Below are 15484 nucleotides of genomic sequence, written 5' to 3'. Positions count from 1 at the left end.
CACACGCCAAACGAGGCATGATCAAGGGGCGATAACAAAAAAAGTGCCTTGTCATGACCCGAACCGCCCGCGTGACCGACCCCTCCTACGAGTTGATGGATGACCACAACGGGTTGTCCATCATCTACCGTCAGCATGGTTTTCCTTGCCCGTTAGTGCGCTGGCACTTTCACAAGGAGTACGAACTTCACTTGATCGTCGCCAGTTCCGGCAAGGTGTTTATCGGCGACTACATCGGCAACTTTTTTCCTGAAACGCTGTTTCTCACCGGCCCCAACCTGCCGCACAACTGGATCAGCCAGGTGGAGGAAGGCGAAGTGGTCGAGAAACGCGACATGCTGGTCAACTTCACCGATGAGCTGTTCGACAGCGGACACCACGTGTTCGCCGAGCTCAAGACACTGGCTCCGCTACTGGAGCGCGCGCAGTACGGCATCGAATTTCGCAGTAAACGCACGATTCGCCAGGCCATGACGTTGATGCAACGGATCGCCGACTCTGGGGGCATCACCCGCCTTGGGCACTTCTTCATCCTGATGGAATTGCTGGCGGCCAGTGACGACTATCAACTGCTGTCCGGCGCCACCACTCCGCAACTGGCCGACGAACACAATATCGACCGCACCAACCGCGCGGTGGATTACATCTTCGCCCACTACGCCCGGGAACTGCCGCTGGAAGAAGTGGCCGAGCACCTGGGCATGAAACCCACCTACTTCAGTCGCGTGTTCAAACAAGCCACCGGCCGCAACTTCATCGAGTTCGTCAATCGCCTGCGCATCAGCAAGTCCTGCGAATTACTGGCCGACGGCGACAAACCGGTGACCGAAGTGTGTTTCGAGTCGGGGTTTAACAACATCTCCAACTTCAACCGGCGTTTTCAGCAGCTCAAGGGCATGACGCCCTCGCATTATCGGCGCCTCGCGGTGCAGCGTCTGACTGAACAAAACCACGGCTGACAACACAATTCTCCCGCAGGTCTTGATCTGTTCAGAGTCGAAGACCTGTACTGACTGGATAACCCTTCCCTGGGTTCTCGCCCGCAATCGCGAGTGCAAAAAAGTATCGGTTCAAGTGCTACGGATGATTTGTCAGCCCGACGAATGAACGCTGTAATCAGTGCACATTCTTCCTGCATTCGGAAGACACAAAAACAATAACTGTCCTTCTGCCGTCTCCGGGCGCAGAAAAGGAGTGCACGATGCAACCCACTGCAAAAGCTCTGCTTGCCCTCACCTGCATGACCCTAAGCAGCGTCAGCCTTGGCGCCCAGACCCTGACCATCGCCACCGTCAACAACAGCGACATGATTCGCATGCAGAAGCTCTCGAAAAACTTCGAGACCGAGCATCCGGACATCAAGCTCAATTGGGTGGTGCTGGAAGAAAACGTCCTGCGCCAACGCCTGACCACCGACATCGCTACCCAGGGCGGACAGTTCGATGTATTGACCATCGGCATGTACGAAGCTGCACTGTGGGGCGCCAAAGGCTGGCTGGAACCGATGAAAGATCTGCCGGCCAGTTATGCCCTCGACGATGTGTTCCCGTCGGTGCGCGAAGGCCTCTCGGTCAAAGGCTCGCTGTACGCCCTGCCGTTCTACGCCGAAAGCTCGATCACCTATTACCGTACCGACCTGTTCAAGGAGGCCGGCCTGACCATGCCCGAGCGTCCGACCTGGGAACAGATCGCCGGCTTCGCCGAAAAACTCACCCGCAAGGATAAAGAGCAGTACGGCATCTGCCTGCGCGGCAAGGCCGGCTGGGGCGAGAACATGGCGTTGATCACCACGGTGGCCAACGCCTATGGCGCGCGCTGGTTCGATGAGAAATGGCAACCCGAATTCACCGGTCCGGAATGGAAAAACGCGCTGAACTTCTACGTGGACACCATGAAAAAATCCGGCCCGCCGGGCGCTTCGAGCAACGGTTTCAACGAAAACCTGGCGCTGTTCAACAGCGGTAAATGCGCGATCTGGGTCGACGCCAGCGTCGCCGGCTCGTTCGTCACCGACAAGACCCAGAGCAAGGTCGCCGACCACGTCGGCTTCACCTTTGCGCCCCATCAAGTCACCGACAAAGGTTCGGCGTGGCTGTACTCGTGGGCGCTGGCGATTCCGACCAGCTCCAAGGCCAAGGACGCCGCGAAAGCGTTCAGCGCCTGGGCCACATCCAAGGAGTACGGTGAGCTGGTGGCCAAGACCGACGGCATCGCCAACGTACCGCCGGGCACCCGTGCCTCGACGTACAGCGACGCCTACATGAGCGCGGCGCCGTTCGCCAAGGTCACGCTGGAATCGCTGAAAGCGGCGGATCCGAGCAAACCGACGCTGAAACCGGTGCCTTACATCGGCATTCAACTGGTGACCATTCCTGAATTCCAGGGCGTGGGCACTCAAGTCGGCAAGCTGTTCTCGGCGGCGCTGATCGGCCAGACCACGGTGGACCAGGCCCTGGCCGCCGCGCAGCAAACCACCGAACGCGAGATGAAGCGCGCCGGTTATCCCAAGTAACCGCCACTTAACCTGTGGGAGCGGGCTTGCCAGCGATGGGGCCGGCACCTTCAACATTGATGTCGACTGCTCAATCGCCATCGCGGGCAAGCCCGCTCCCACAGGGTTCGCGTCGATGTCAGGAAGGTTGTCTTTCCTGAACATGTATCTGCACCCAAACGGTTGTGATCACCATGAATACTTCAACTGCCAAAGCCCACCTCGACCTGTCGCAACCCCAGCGTAAAAACCGTGTGGCCAATCCCGGCTGGTTTCTGGTCAGCCCGTCGGTGGCCCTATTGCTGCTGTGGATGATCGTGCCGCTGGGCATGACCCTTTACTTCTCGGTGATTCGCTACAACCTGCTCGATCCGGGGGTGAACGAATTCATCGGGCTGGAGAACTTCAGCTACTTCCTCACCGACTCGGGCTTCCTGCCCGGCGCCACCAACACCCTGTTGCTGGTCGGCAGCGTGCTGCTGATCAGCGTGGTGTTCGGTGTATTGATCAGTGCCCTGCTGGAGGCCAGCGAATTTCTCGGCCGCGGCATCGTGCGGGTCATGCTGATCTCACCGTTCTTCATCATGCCCACCGTAGGCGCGCTGATCTGGAAGAACCTGATTTTCCATCCGGTCTCGGGAATCCTCGCGTACGTCTGGCGGCTGTTCGGCGCCGAGCCGGTGGACTGGCTGGCGCACTATCCGCTGCTGTCGATCATCATCATTGTCTCGTGGCAATGGCTGCCCTTCGCGATCCTGATCCTGATGACCGCCATGCAGTCCCTCGACCAGGAACAGAAGGAAGCCGCACGCCTCGACGGCGCCGGCCCTGTCGCGATCTTCTGGCACCTGACTCTGCCGCACCTGGCGCGGCCGATTGCCGTGGTGGTGATGATCGAAACGATCTTCCTGCTGTCGGTGTTCGCCGAGATTTTCACCACCACCAACGGCGGCCCCGGCTACGCCTCGACCAACCTCGCCTACCTGATCTACAACCAGGCGCTGGTGCAGTTCGACGTCGGCATGGCGTCGGCGGGCGGTTTGATTGCCGTGGTCATCGCCAACATCGCCGCGATCATTCTGGTGCGGATGATCGGCAAAAACCTGACTGACAAAGCCTGAGGCCCGCCATGACTCTTCAACAATCCCGCCGGCTGCAAAGCCTGCTGCTCGGCACCCTGGCCTGGGCCATCGCGATCGTGATCTTCTTCCCGATCTTCTGGATGGTGATGACCAGTTTCAAGACCGAAATCGACGCGTTCGCCACGCCACCGCAGTTCATCTTCACGCCGACGCTGGAAAACTACCTGCACATCAATGAGCGCAGCGATTACTTCAGTTTCGCCTGGAACTCGGTGGTGATCTCCTTCAGCGCCACGGCCCTGTGCCTGCTGATCGCGGTGCCGGCGGCGTACTCGATGGCGTTCTACGAAACCCAGCGCACCAAAGGCACGCTGCTGTGGATGCTCTCAACGAAAATGCTGCCGCCGGTGGGCGTGCTGATGCCGATCTATCTGCTGGCCAAGAGTTTCGGCCTGCTCGACACGCGCATCGCGCTGATCGTGATCTACACCCTGATCAACCTGCCGATCGTGGTCTGGATGGTTTACACCTACTTCAAAGACATCCCCAAGGACATCCTCGAAGCCGCGCGCCTTGACGGCGCCACGCTGTGGCAGGAGATGGTCCGCGTACTGCTGCCGATCGCCAAGGGCGGCCTCGCCTCGACCGTGCTGCTGTCACTGATCCTGTGCTGGAACGAGGCCTTCTGGTCGCTGAACCTGACCTCGTCGAAAGCCGCGCCACTGACCGCGCTGATCGCCTCGTACTCAAGTCCTGAAGGCTTGTTCTGGGCCAAGTTGTCGGCGGTGTCGACCCTGGCGTGTGCGCCGATCCTGATCTTCGGCTGGATCAGCCAGAAACAACTGGTGCGCGGCCTGTCGTTCGGCGCCGTGAAATGAATCTCACCAACTCAACACAATCCCCTGTAGGCCTTCGCCAGCTCGCGATAGCGGAGTGTCATTCAGCGGCGCTGTCGGCTGACATGGCCCCATCGCGAGCAGGCGAAGGCCTACAAAAAAGCCTGCAAGGCTCATACGAATAACAACATTGCGGAGGCCCACCATCATGGCCAACCTGAAAATCAAGAATCTGCAAAAAGGCTTCGAAGGTTTCTCCATCATCAAGGGCATCGACCTGGAAGTGAACGACAAGGAATTCGTGGTCTTCGTCGGCCCGTCCGGTTGCGGTAAATCCACCTTGCTGCGGCTGATCGCCGGCCTTGAAGAGGTCAGCGGCGGCACCATCGAACTCGATGGCCGCGACATCACCGAAGTCAGCCCGGCCAAGCGCGACCTGGCGATGGTGTTCCAGACCTACGCGCTCTACCCGCACATGACCGTGAAGAAAAACATGTCATTCGCCCTCGATCTGGCCGGTGTGCCGAAGGCCGAAGTCGAGAAGAAAGTCGGCGAGGCAGCGCGGATTCTCGAACTCGGGCCGATGCTGGAACGCAAGCCGAAACAGCTCTCGGGCGGCCAGCGGCAACGTGTCGCGATCGGCCGCGCCATCGTGCGCAATCCGAAAATCTTCCTGTTCGACGAACCGCTGTCCAACCTCGACGCCGCCCTGCGGGTGCAGATGCGTCTGGAACTGCTGCGCCTGCACAAGGACCTGCAGGCGACCATGATCTACGTGACCCACGACCAGGTCGAAGCGATGACCATGGCCGACAAAGTCGTGGTGCTCAATGGCGGCAGGATCGAACAGGTCGGCTCGCCGCTGGATCTCTATCACAACCCGGCCAACCTGTTCGTCGCCGGTTTTCTCGGCACGCCGAAAATGGGCTTCCTAAAGGGCAAGATCGCCCGCGTCGACAGCCAGACCTGCGAGGTCTCGCTGGATGCCGGTACGCGCATCACCTTGCCATTCAACGCCGCCAGCCTGAGCGTCGGCAGCGCGGTGACCCTGGGCATTCGCCCGGAACATCTGGAGCCCGCACAACCGGGCGACTGCACCTTGCAAGTCACCGCCGACGTCAGCGAACGCCTGGGCAGCGACACCTTCTGCCACGTCACCACACAGGCCGGCGAAGCGCTGACCATGCGGGTACGCGGGGATCTGGCCAGCCGCTACGGCGAACAACTGAGCCTGCACCTGGACCCGGCCCACTGCCATTTATTCGATGCCGAAGGCGTGGCGTTGACCCGTCCGCTGCGCGCTGCAGCCTGATTTCGAGACTTGCCCGATGAAACTGAATAAACACAACCTGCACCGCCTCGCGGCCGAAGTGAAGCTGCCCGCCTACCGCCTCAGCGACACTCGCCAGGGCATCGCGCACATTGGCGTCGGCGGCTTCCACCGCGCGCATCAGGCGTATTACACCGATGCGCTGATGAACACTGGCGAAGCGCTAGACTGGGCCATTTGCGGAGTCGGCCTGCGCGCCGACGACCGCCGCGCCCGCGACGATCTCAAGGAGCAGGACTACCTGTTCACCCTGTTCGAACTCGGCGACAGCGACGACACCGAAGTGCGAGTGATCGGCGCGATCCGCGACATGCTGCTGGCCGAAGACGGAGCCCAGGTGCTGATCGACAAACTCGCCGACCCGCAGATTCGCATCGTCTCGCTGACCATCACCGAGGGCGGCTACTGCATCGACGACAGCAACGGCGAATTCATGGCGCACCTGCCGCAGATTCAGCACGATCTGGCGCACCCGAGCGCACCGACCACCGTGTTCGGCTTCCTCTGCGCAGCGCTGGAAAAACGCCGTGGCGCAGGCACGCCGGCGTTCACGATCATGTCCTGCGATAACCTGCCGCACAACGGCGCGGTGACCCGTAAGGCGCTACTGGCTTTCGCCACCCTGCGTGACACAGGGCTGCGCGACTGGATCGAACAGAACGTCAGTTTCCCCAACGCCATGGTCGACCGTATAACGCCGATGACCAGCACCGCGCACCGACTGCAACTGGCCGACAGACACGGGGTGGATGATGCCTGGCCGGTGGTCTGCGAGCCGTTTGTGCAGTGGGTGCTGGAGGACAAATTCGTCAACGGTCGCCCGGCGTGGGAAAAGGTCGGTGTGCAGTTCACCGACGATGTTTCGCCTTACGAAGAGATGAAAATCAAGTTGCTCAACGGCAGCCACTTGGCGCTGACGTATCTGGGCTTTTTGAAGGGTTATCGGTTTGTGCACGAGACCATGAACGACCCGCTGTTCGTGCGTTATATGCGCGCCTATATGGACCTGGACGTGACCCCGCAACTGGCGCCGGTGCCGGGCATTGACCTGACGGATTACAAGCACACGCTGGTGGCGCGGTTTTCCAATCAGGCGATTGCCGATCAGTTGGAGCGAGTGTGTTCGGACGGCTCGTCGAAGTTTCCCAAGTTCACCATTCCGACCATCAACCGGTTGATTGCCGATGGGCAGGAGACTAAGCGTGCGGCGTTGGTGGTGGCGGCGTGGGCGTTGTATTTGAAGGGTGTGGATGAGAATGGTGATACCTATTCGATCCCGGATCCGCGCGCGGCGTTTTGTCAGGCGTTGGTGGCGGACGATGCTTTAATGACTCAGCGGTTGTTGGCGGTTGAGGAAATTTTCGGCACGGCGATACCGCGTTCGGCGGAGTTTGTCGCGGCGTTTGAGTGGTGCTGCAACAGTTTGCGCGAGGACGGTGTGACGCGGACGCTGGAACGGATACTCGCCTGAAAAGCCCCTCACCCTAGCCCTCTCCCGGAGGGAGAGGGAACTGACCGAGTGGTTTGTGCAAGTTACATCGACCTGAACGTCCGGAGTCGAACTCAGGTTCTGAACAGCACCTGATTGAGAGGTCGGCCGTCGAACTCAGGTTTTGAACAGCCACTGATTGACAGAACCGGAGTCGAACTCAGGTTCTGAGCAGCACCTGATTGAGAGGTCGGCAGTCGAACTCAGGTTTTGAGCAGCCACTGATTGACAGAACCGGAGTCGAACTCAGGTTTTGAACAGCCACTGATTGACAGAACCGGAATCGAACTCAGGTTTTGAACAGCCCCCGATCGGCTCCCTTCCCCCTCGCCCCCTTGGGGGAGAGGGTTGGGGTGAGGGGGTAAGCTCTTGATCTTCACCACACCCGAGTGGTTCACACATGACAACACAACAACTGTTCCTGGGCATCGACTGCGGCACCCAAGGCACCAAAGCCATCATCCTCGACGCCGCCAGCGGTCAAGTCCTCGGCCAGGGCGCCGCCGCCCACACGATGATCAGCGGCGCCAACGGCCGCCGCGAGCAAGACACCCAGCAATGGCTGGAAGCCTTCACCCTCGCCACCCGCCAGGCCTTGTTGGCAGCAAATGTCGACGGCCAGTCGATCCTCGGCATCGGCGTCTCCGGCCAGCAACACGGCCTGGTCTTGCTCGACGATCAGGGCCAGGTACTGCGCTCGGCCAAGCTTTGGTGCGATACCGAAACCAGCGCCGAAAACGACCGCTTGCTCAAGCACCTGGGCGGCGAAAAGGGATCACTGGAACGCCTCGGCGTGGTCATCGCGCCGGGCTACACCGTGTCGAAACTGCTCTGGACCCAGGAACAGCATCCGGCGGTTTTCTCGCGCATCGCCCACATCCTGCTGCCTCATGACTACCTCAACTTCTGGCTCACCGGCCGCGCCTGCAGCGAATACGGCGATGCCTCGGGCACCGGTTACTTCAATGTGCGCAGCCGTCAGTGGGACTTGCAATTACTGCGCGACATCGACGCCAGCGGTCGCCTGCAAGCCGCCCTTCCGGAACTGATCGACGCCCACCAGCCGGTCGGCACGATCCTGCCGGCCATTGCCGAACAGCTCGGCCTCAACCCCGCCGCACGGGTATCCAGTGGCGGCGGCGACAACATGATGGGCGCCATTGGCACCGGCAACATTCAGCCCGGTGCAATCACCATGAGCCTTGGCTCGTCAGGCACGGTGTACGCCTATGCCGATGCGCCCACCGTCAGCCCGGATGCCTCGGTCGCGACGTTTTGTTCTTCCAGCGGCGGCTGGTTGCCGCTGATCTGCACCATGAACCTGACCAATGCCACCGGCGCGATTCGCCAGTTGTTCGACCTCGACCTGGAACAGTTCAACACGCAGGTGGCCCAGGCGCCGATCGGTGCCGAGGGCGTGACGCTATTGCCGTTTTTCAATGGCGAACGCGTCCCCGCCCTGCCCCACGCCAGCGGCAGCCTGCACGGGCTGACGCTGGACAACCTGACCCAGGCCAATCTGTGTCGCGCCGCCGTCGAAGGCACCACCTTCGGTCTGCGCTACGGGCTGGATTTACTGCGCCACAATGGTTTACAAAGCCGCAGCATTTGCCTGATCGGCGGTGGCTCGAAAAGCGCGGTGTGGCGGCAGATCGTCGCCGACATCATGAACACCCCGGTCATCTGCACCGAACAAAGCGAAGCCGCCGCCCTTGGCGCGGCGATACAAGCGGCGTGGTGCGAATCCTGGTCGAACGGCCACGAAGACACGCTCGCCGCCCTGTGCGAACGCTGCGTGAAGCTTGACCTGAACAGTGAAACCCTGCCGGTCGCCGCGAATGTCGCGGCGTTCCAGCAGGTCTATGAACGCTATCAACAGCATGTCGCAACCCTATAAGAGCGAACAATTATGTATCTGGTGTGTGGCGAAGCCCTGTTTGATTTCTTCAGCGAAGACGATGCCAGCGGGCAGGCGTCGAAAGTCAATTTCAAGGCGATTGCCGGCGGCTCGCCGTTCAACGTCGCCGTGGGTCTGCGCCGTCTTGGCGTGGACTCGGCGCTGTTTGCCGGGCTGTCTACGGACTACCTCGGCCGGCGCTTGCAACAGGTGTTGCAGGAGGAAGGCGTGCGCCCGGACTATCTGGTGGATTTCGCCGCGCCGACCACCCTGGCAATGGTCGCCGTAGGTGCGAACGGTTCGCCGCATTACAGCTTTCGCGGTGAAGGTTGTGCGGATCGGCAGTTGAGCCTCGCGCACCTGCCGTCACTTTCGCAGGTACGTGGTTTGCACATCGGCTCGTTTTCGCTGGTGGTGCAGCCCGTCGCCGATACCCTGCTCGCTCTCGTCCAGCGCGAAAGCGGCAAACGCCTGATCACCCTCGACCCGAACGTGCGCCTCAATCCGCAGCCGAACATTGCGCTGTGGCGCGAGCGCGTGGCGACGCTGGTGCAACTGGCCGACATGATCAAAGTCAGCGACGAAGACCTGAGCCTGCTCTACCCCGAGCAGGATCCGCAGCGCGTGATCGAAAGCTGGCTCGAACATCGCTGCCAACTGGTGTTCCTCACCCGTGGCGGCGAAGGCGCGAGCGTGTTCAGTCGTGCGCACGGCTCGTGGTCGGTGCCAGCCTGCTCGGTGAAGATCGCCGATACCGTCGGCGCCGGCGACACCTTCCAGGCAGCGCTCATCACCTGGCTGACCGAGCACCGGCTGGATTCGGTTGAAGGCGTACAACAACTGAGCCGCGAACAGATCGACGCCATGCTCGGCTTTGCCGTGCGGGCGGCCGCCCTGACCTGCAGCAAGACCGGTCCGGATCTCCCCTATCGTCACCAATTGTCCTGAGCGCGTAGACTGTCGCCCTTTTTCACGCGCATGACGGGATGACGGCTTTTGAATTCAGGGCAGACGGTTGGACTTCTGGTACTCGCGACACTGTTGACCGGGTGCGGCACCTCGCCGCCCCGTTCCCCTGAAAACATCTGCGAGATCTTTCGCGAAAAGAGCGACTGGTACGACGCCGCACAAGTCACGCAACGGCGCTGGGGCGTGCCGATTCAGGTGCCTTTCGCGATCATGTATCAGGAGTCCGGTTACCGCTACGACGCCAAGACCCCGCGCAAATACCTGCTCTGGGTGATCCCGTGGGGCCGCGTATCGACCGCCGCCGGTTATGCGCAAGCCAAGGACGAAGTGTGGTCCGACTATCAGAAAAGCACCGGGCGCAATTGGGCCGACCGCGAAGACTTCGACGACGCAATCGACTTTGTCGGCTGGTACATGGACAAGACCACCTCGATCAACGGCGTGTACAAATACGACGCCTATAACCAGTACCTCAACTACCACGAAGGCTGGGGCGGATTCCGCAACAAGACCTACGCCAGCAAAGCCTGGCTGATGCCGACGGCGCGCAAGGTGCAGAACCGTTCAGACCTGTATGCGCAGCAATATGCCGGATGCAAGGAGGATCTGAATCGCGGCTTCTGGAGCCGGTTCTGGCATTGGTTGTAACAGCCATTTCAAGGACTCCATCGCGAGCAGGCTCACGCCTACAGGGGATCTGCGGTGAACACTAATCTCGTGAACACCAAAGAAACCTGTGGGAGCGGGCTTGCCCGCGATAGCGCTCGATCAGACGCTACAGATCGAAGTCTTACAACAGCGAAAAGTTGTAACTCACAATCAACCGGGTCTCATCCACATCCCGGGCGAACTGCTCGTAGTTGGTGCGGTAAGTCGCATTACGCAGGCGCAGGCTTACATCCTTGAACGTGCCGGTCTGAATCACGTACTTCAATTCGCTGTCACGTTCCCACTCTTTGCCTTCCTGATCACTGCCCGGCACCTTGACATGGTCACCGTTCACATAACGGGTGAGGAAACTCAGGCCATTGATGCCGATTGCCTTGAAGTCATAGTCATAACGCAACTGCCAGGAACGCTCCTGCGCGGCGGCGAAGTCGTTGACCTGGACGTAGTTGACCAGATACGGATTGCTGCCATCGAGGTACGGCATCGAGTTGTCGCCGTTCATGCGCTGCCAGCCGGCGCTGAAAGTGTGGCCGCTCAACGCGTAAGACAGCATGCCGCTCAACGCTCGGTTGTCGATGGACCCGGCCTTGGCATCGCCGCTGTCAGCGCTCTTCAGCAAACGCAGATCCGCCTTTAACACACCATCGCCCAGCGGCTGATTGCCCAACAGCCCGACGAAGTGCTGGCGATAGATATCTTCCAGTTCCGCGTAGTGATACTGCGCGGTCAGGCGATCATTGATCTTGTAGTCGACGCCGTACATGTCGAAATGATCGGCGGTGGTGTTGCACGCGTAGCGCTTGTTCTTGCAATGCACGCGGATGTCTTGCGAATCGCTGGAATCGCGCGCGGTGTACTTGTCCAGGCGCGCAGCCATGAAGGTCAGGTCCTGCACTTCCCTGGAAGTGAGCATCGCACCGTTGAACATCGTCGGCAGCAGTCGACCGTCGTTGTACTTGAGCAACGGCAGATCGGGCAGCAGCGCGCCGTATTTCAGCACCGTGTCCGAGACCTTGACCTTGGCGGTCAGGCCCATTTTTGCGTACTGACCTTTCGAGCCGCGTGGGTTGTCACCGCTCGATGGCAACAAGCCGCTGTTGCTGCGGTCAGGGCTGGAATCGAGTTGCAAACCGAGCATGCCCAGCGCATCGAGACCGAAGCCGACCGTGCCGTCGGTGTACCCCGATTGCAGATTGAGAATGAAACCCTGAGCCGACTCTTCACGCTTGGAGGCGCCCTGATCGTTCGAGGTGTGCCCATCACGGAAATCGCGGTTGAAGTACACCGTGCGCGATTCGATTTTCGCCGTGGTGTCTTCAAAAAATCCGCTGGCCTGAGCCTGCGCGGCAAAACCGGCGCACAGCACAACAGCTCCGAAGCCAAACGACTGGCGCGGGGTGATCAGGGGGAATGGGGGACGCATGAAAAACTCCAACAATGCAGCGTTTGCGCAGAGGCGCAATAAGCCAGAAAAATAGCTCCCGTCCCGGGTCAGGCTGAGCCGGGAGAAAGTGAACACGCAGGGGTGAGTCGCAATGATGGCAGATGGCTTTGACGGGCCACAGGCGACTTTAGTCTGAAACTGACTGATGATTCTTCAGTGCCGGTTCGGACAGAACCGTGTTAATTGCGCACGCACGCTCGCCTGAAGCACGTGTATTCATTAGGCCAAAGGCTTTATGTAAGGGTTTTCCCTATGCCATGAACACCCCGCCCCTACGGCATTTGCGCCTTGAATGAGGCGATTTAATCCTGCACCATCTGTCCCCTGCTTATTCAACGGACGGAATTCAAGGCATGCTGGACGCCAACGCAACCCACATTACCCTCACGCTTGAAGGCGCCAACACCGACCTGCAAGTCCTCAGCTTCACCGGTCGCGAAGCCCTCAACGAACCGTTCCGTTTCGACCTCGAACTCGTCAGCGCCCGCCCCGACCTCAAACTCGAAGAACTGCTGCACAAGCCCGGCGTCCTGACCTTCGGCCCTACCGGCGAAGGCAAGATCCACGGTCTGGTCTATCGCATCGAGCAAGGCGACTCCGGCAAGACCCTGACCCGCTACAGCATCAGCCTGGTGCCGCAACTGGCCTACCTGCAGCACAACCATGATCAGCAGATTTTCCAGAACCTCACCGTTCCGAAGATCATCGGCCAGGTGCTGGAAGATCGCGGCATTCTCGCCGACGCCTACAGCTTCCAGCTCGGCGCCGAGTACCCGGAACGCGAGTACTGCGTGCAGTACGACGAATCCGACCTGCATTTCATCCAGCGTTTGTGTGAAGAGGAAGGCATTCACTTCCACTTCCAGCACAGCAGCAGCGGGCACAAGCTGGTGTTCGGCGACGATCAGACCGTGTTCCGCAAACTCAAACCGGTGAGCTACCAGCAAGACTCCGGCATGGCTGCCGACAAACCCGTGATCAAGCGCTTCAACCTGCGCCTGGAAACCCGCACCACCCGCGTCAGCCGCAGCGATTACGACTTTGAAAAACCGAAGATCCTGCCCGAAGGCGCGGTCAAGTCCGAGTTCGCCCCGGACTTGGAGGACTACGACTACCCCGGCCGCTTCACCACCCGCGAGCGCGGCAAGTTCCTTTCCACCCGTGCACTGGAACGCCATCGCAGCGACTACAAACTCGCCGAAGGCAAAGGTGACGAACCGACCCTGACCAGCGGCCATTTCCTCACCCTCGCCGAACACCCGCGCGCCGAATGGAACGACCTGTGGCTGCTGCTGGAAGTCTTCCATGAAGGCAAACAGCCGCAGGTGCTTGGCGAAAACGTCACCAGCGACGTCACCGACAACAAAAGCGATTTCCATCAGGGCTACCGCAACAGCTTCGTCGCCACCCCGTGGGATGCGCACTACCGCCCTGCCCTTGAACACCCCAAACCAAAAGTCCTCGGCAGCCAGACCGCCGTCGTCACCGGCCCGGCAGGCGAAGAGATTCACTGCGACCAATACGGCCGCATCAAGGTGCAATTCCACTGGGACCGCGACGGCCAGGCCAACGACAAAACCACCTGCTGGATGCGCGTCGCCAGCGGCTGGGCCGGCGCAGCCTATGGCGGCATCGCCATTCCGCGTATCGGCATGGAAGTCCTCGTCACCTTCCTCGAGGGCGACCCCGATCAACCGCTGGTGACCGGCTGCCTGTACCACAAGGAAAACGTCGTCCCCTACGACCTGCCGGCAAACAAGACCCGCAGCACCTTCAAAACCCTGAGCTCACCGGGCGGCAAGGGCTACAACGAGTTCCGCATCGAAGACAAAAAAGGCGTCGAGCAGATCTACATCCACGCCCAGCGCGATTGGGACGAGAACATCGAGCACGACCAGAAGATCCGGGTGGGCAACGAACGGCATGACACCGTTGAAGCCAACACGCTGAGCGAGTTCAAGGTTGAAGAGCACCGGATTACCCATCTGGATCGAATCAGCGAAATGCGTGCGGATGATCACCTGACGGTTGCGGTGACTCAGCATGTGAAGGTGGGGACTGCGCAGTTTGTTGAGGCTGGGACGGAAATCCATTACTACGCCGGCCAGAAGGTGGTGGTCGAAGGCGCGATGGAACTCACGGCCAAGGCTGGCGGGAGTTTCGTTAAGGTCGACGCGGGTGGCGTGACCATCAGCGGCGCGGAAGTGAAGATCAATACCGGCGGCTCGCCTGGGGTTGGGACGCCTGCGGCACCATTGCTGCCGGGGCCGATGAAAGTGGCGGATGCCGATAAGGCTGGTACGGTTCTTATCCCGCTTCCCAAACGCCTGAACGAGTCGGGTATCACGCCGTTATGCGGAAAACAAAGCAACGGCGCCTGCAGCCGTAAGGATTGCACATGCATGTAAAAGCGCTGAGCGCCCTCCTCGAAGCGCCACGCCATGGGTTCGAGGAACTGCCGAGAGAAAGCTCCGACCTGACCCTGTGTTTCATCATCGATCGCGTCCGCCAGCCGGAAGCCATGAGCCGCTTCTACCGTGTCGGTGAGCCCGTAGACACCCAAGGTCTGTTTCTCAACACCGACTTCGCTGAAATCGCCGCTGAAGGCCCTCTCTGGCTGGTCGCCCCTTGGGGCAGTCGACTAGCAGCCGAAGCAGCAAAGCTCTGCGAAGAAAATTTCTCCGGCATTGCCCTCTCCACAGCAGACCCAGCCAAGGCACTGGCACATGCCCGCTGGCTCCTGCGTGCCAACGATGGCTCAGGCGGCCAAAGCCTGTTGAGTTATCACAAGCCAAGCCTGTGGGCCGCGCTGGCCTACACCGCCGGTGAAAGTTCGCATCAGCTTTTCGGTCCTTGGCAACACGTATACAGCCCGGCACCGGTCTACTTCGGGCGCAATCGCGGTCGCTGGCTCAGCTGGCGACCCGTTTCGGAACTTGAATGGCTGGGCGACGTCTCAGCGTTCAACCTGCCGCCAACAGCGCCAAAGGTTCAGGAGCATCTGGGTTGGGTTTACTGGGCAGACGAGCAATACGCTGCCTACGGTGAACCCTCCGACGAACAACTGCCCAACCTCGTGGAAAACCTCAACGTGCTGGTTGCCCACAACATTTACGAAGGTCGTCATTTACTGAAACTGGGCCAAATCACCAATGGCCCGCTGCTCGAAACGCAACCTCAGGCAATGGCCATCCTGCAATCCAGGGAAGAGTCGTTCATCAAAGTGCAGCAGTTGCAGCAACTGTTTACCAGCGCTTCTTGATGAACCCGTCCGTAA

The 15484-nt window shown here is 60.2% G+C and carries 12 protein-coding genes; 11 read left to right on the top strand and 1 reads right to left on the bottom strand.

What is annotated here, in order from left to right; all coding sequences use genetic code 11:
* Positions 1-53: 53 nt before the first annotated feature.
* From HV782_RS14490 to HV782_RS14450, 9 genes are all read left to right on the top strand, one after another.
* Complete coding sequence (locus HV782_RS14490; RefSeq protein WP_186745990.1) at positions 54-959, top strand: AraC family transcriptional regulator; 906 nt, start codon at positions 54-56, stop codon at positions 957-959.
* Positions 960-1201: 242 nt separating this feature from the next.
* Complete coding sequence (locus HV782_RS14485) at positions 1202-2512, top strand: ABC transporter substrate-binding protein (RefSeq protein WP_186745988.1); 1311 nt, start codon at positions 1202-1204, stop codon at positions 2510-2512.
* A 173-nt stretch (positions 2513-2685) separates the two neighbouring features.
* Complete coding sequence (locus HV782_RS14480) at positions 2686-3612, top strand: carbohydrate ABC transporter permease (protein ID WP_123468499.1); 927 nt, start codon at positions 2686-2688, stop codon at positions 3610-3612.
* An 8-nt stretch (positions 3613-3620) separates the two neighbouring features.
* Complete coding sequence (locus HV782_RS14475) at positions 3621-4451, top strand: carbohydrate ABC transporter permease (RefSeq protein ID WP_034154211.1); 831 nt, start codon at positions 3621-3623, stop codon at positions 4449-4451.
* 166 nt (positions 4452-4617) lie between these two features.
* Positions 4618-5721, top strand: a complete 1104-nt coding sequence (locus HV782_RS14470) for an ABC transporter ATP-binding protein (protein WP_123468495.1) — start codon at positions 4618-4620, stop codon at positions 5719-5721.
* 16 nt (positions 5722-5737) lie between these two features.
* A complete protein-coding gene (locus tag HV782_RS14465) occupies positions 5738-7210 on the top strand; it encodes a mannitol dehydrogenase family protein (RefSeq protein ID WP_186745986.1) in 1473 nt (490 codons plus the stop codon).
* A 418-nt stretch (positions 7211-7628) separates the two neighbouring features.
* On the top strand, positions 7629-9125 hold the full coding sequence (gene xylB, locus HV782_RS14460) for a xylulokinase (protein WP_186745984.1): 1497 nt from the start codon (positions 7629-7631) through the stop codon (positions 9123-9125).
* A 12-nt stretch (positions 9126-9137) separates the two neighbouring features.
* Positions 9138-10073 (top strand): carbohydrate kinase family protein, encoded by a 936-nt coding sequence (locus HV782_RS14455; protein ID WP_186745982.1) that lies wholly within the window; start codon positions 9138-9140, stop codon positions 10071-10073.
* A 48-nt stretch (positions 10074-10121) separates the two neighbouring features.
* Positions 10122-10742 carry a transglycosylase SLT domain-containing protein gene (locus HV782_RS14450; protein ID WP_186745979.1) on the top strand — a complete coding sequence of 207 codons (621 nt, stop codon included), beginning with the start codon at positions 10122-10124 and terminating at the stop codon, positions 10740-10742.
* Between the two features lie 142 nt (positions 10743-10884).
* Here HV782_RS14450 and HV782_RS14445 read toward each other — a convergent pair whose 3' ends face one another.
* On the bottom strand, positions 10885-12186 hold the full coding sequence (locus tag HV782_RS14445; protein WP_128615272.1) for an OprD family porin: 1302 nt from the start codon (positions 12184-12186) through the stop codon (positions 10885-10887).
* Positions 12187-12560: 374 nt separating this feature from the next.
* Here HV782_RS14445 and HV782_RS14440 point away from each other — a divergent pair, with 374 nt between their 5' ends.
* Entirely contained in the window at positions 12561-14615 is a 2055-nt protein-coding gene (locus tag HV782_RS14440; protein ID WP_186745977.1) for a type VI secretion system Vgr family protein, read from the top strand.
* Positions 14606-15469: a DUF4123 domain-containing protein gene (locus HV782_RS14435; protein ID WP_186745975.1), complete on the top strand. Its 864-nt coding sequence runs from the start codon at positions 14606-14608 to the stop codon at positions 15467-15469. Before HV782_RS14440 ends, HV782_RS14435 begins: the two co-directional genes overlap by 10 nt.
* Positions 15470-15484 lie beyond the last annotated feature (15 nt).

It is taken from the genome of Pseudomonas monsensis, from assembly GCF_014268495.2.
GTDB lineage: Bacteria > Pseudomonadota > Gammaproteobacteria > Pseudomonadales > Pseudomonadaceae > Aquipseudomonas > Aquipseudomonas monsensis.
This window is presented reverse-complemented; position numbering and strand designations above follow the sequence as displayed.

Coding starts and splice junctions, on each gene's coding strand:
- HV782_RS14470 (WP_123468495.1), top strand. CDS start 4,618: ATGGCCAACCTGAAAATCAAGAATCTGCAAAAAGGCTTCGAAGGTTTC.
- HV782_RS14490 (WP_186745990.1), top strand. CDS start 54: ATGACCCGAACCGCCCGCGTGACCGACCCCTCCTACGAGTTGATGGAT.
- HV782_RS14485 (WP_186745988.1), top strand. CDS start 1,202: ATGCAACCCACTGCAAAAGCTCTGCTTGCCCTCACCTGCATGACCCTA.
- xylB (WP_186745984.1), top strand. CDS start 7,629: ATGACAACACAACAACTGTTCCTGGGCATCGACTGCGGCACCCAAGGC.
- HV782_RS14480 (WP_123468499.1), top strand. CDS start 2,686: ATGAATACTTCAACTGCCAAAGCCCACCTCGACCTGTCGCAACCCCAG.
- HV782_RS14445 (WP_128615272.1), bottom strand. CDS start 12,186: ATGCGTCCCCCATTCCCCCTGATCACCCCGCGCCAGTCGTTTGGCTTC.
- HV782_RS14455 (WP_186745982.1), top strand. CDS start 9,138: ATGTATCTGGTGTGTGGCGAAGCCCTGTTTGATTTCTTCAGCGAAGAC.
- HV782_RS14475 (WP_034154211.1), top strand. CDS start 3,621: ATGACTCTTCAACAATCCCGCCGGCTGCAAAGCCTGCTGCTCGGCACC.
- HV782_RS14435 (WP_186745975.1), top strand. CDS start 14,606: ATGCATGTAAAAGCGCTGAGCGCCCTCCTCGAAGCGCCACGCCATGGG.
- HV782_RS14465 (WP_186745986.1), top strand. CDS start 5,738: ATGAAACTGAATAAACACAACCTGCACCGCCTCGCGGCCGAAGTGAAG.
- HV782_RS14440 (WP_186745977.1), top strand. CDS start 12,561: ATGCTGGACGCCAACGCAACCCACATTACCCTCACGCTTGAAGGCGCC.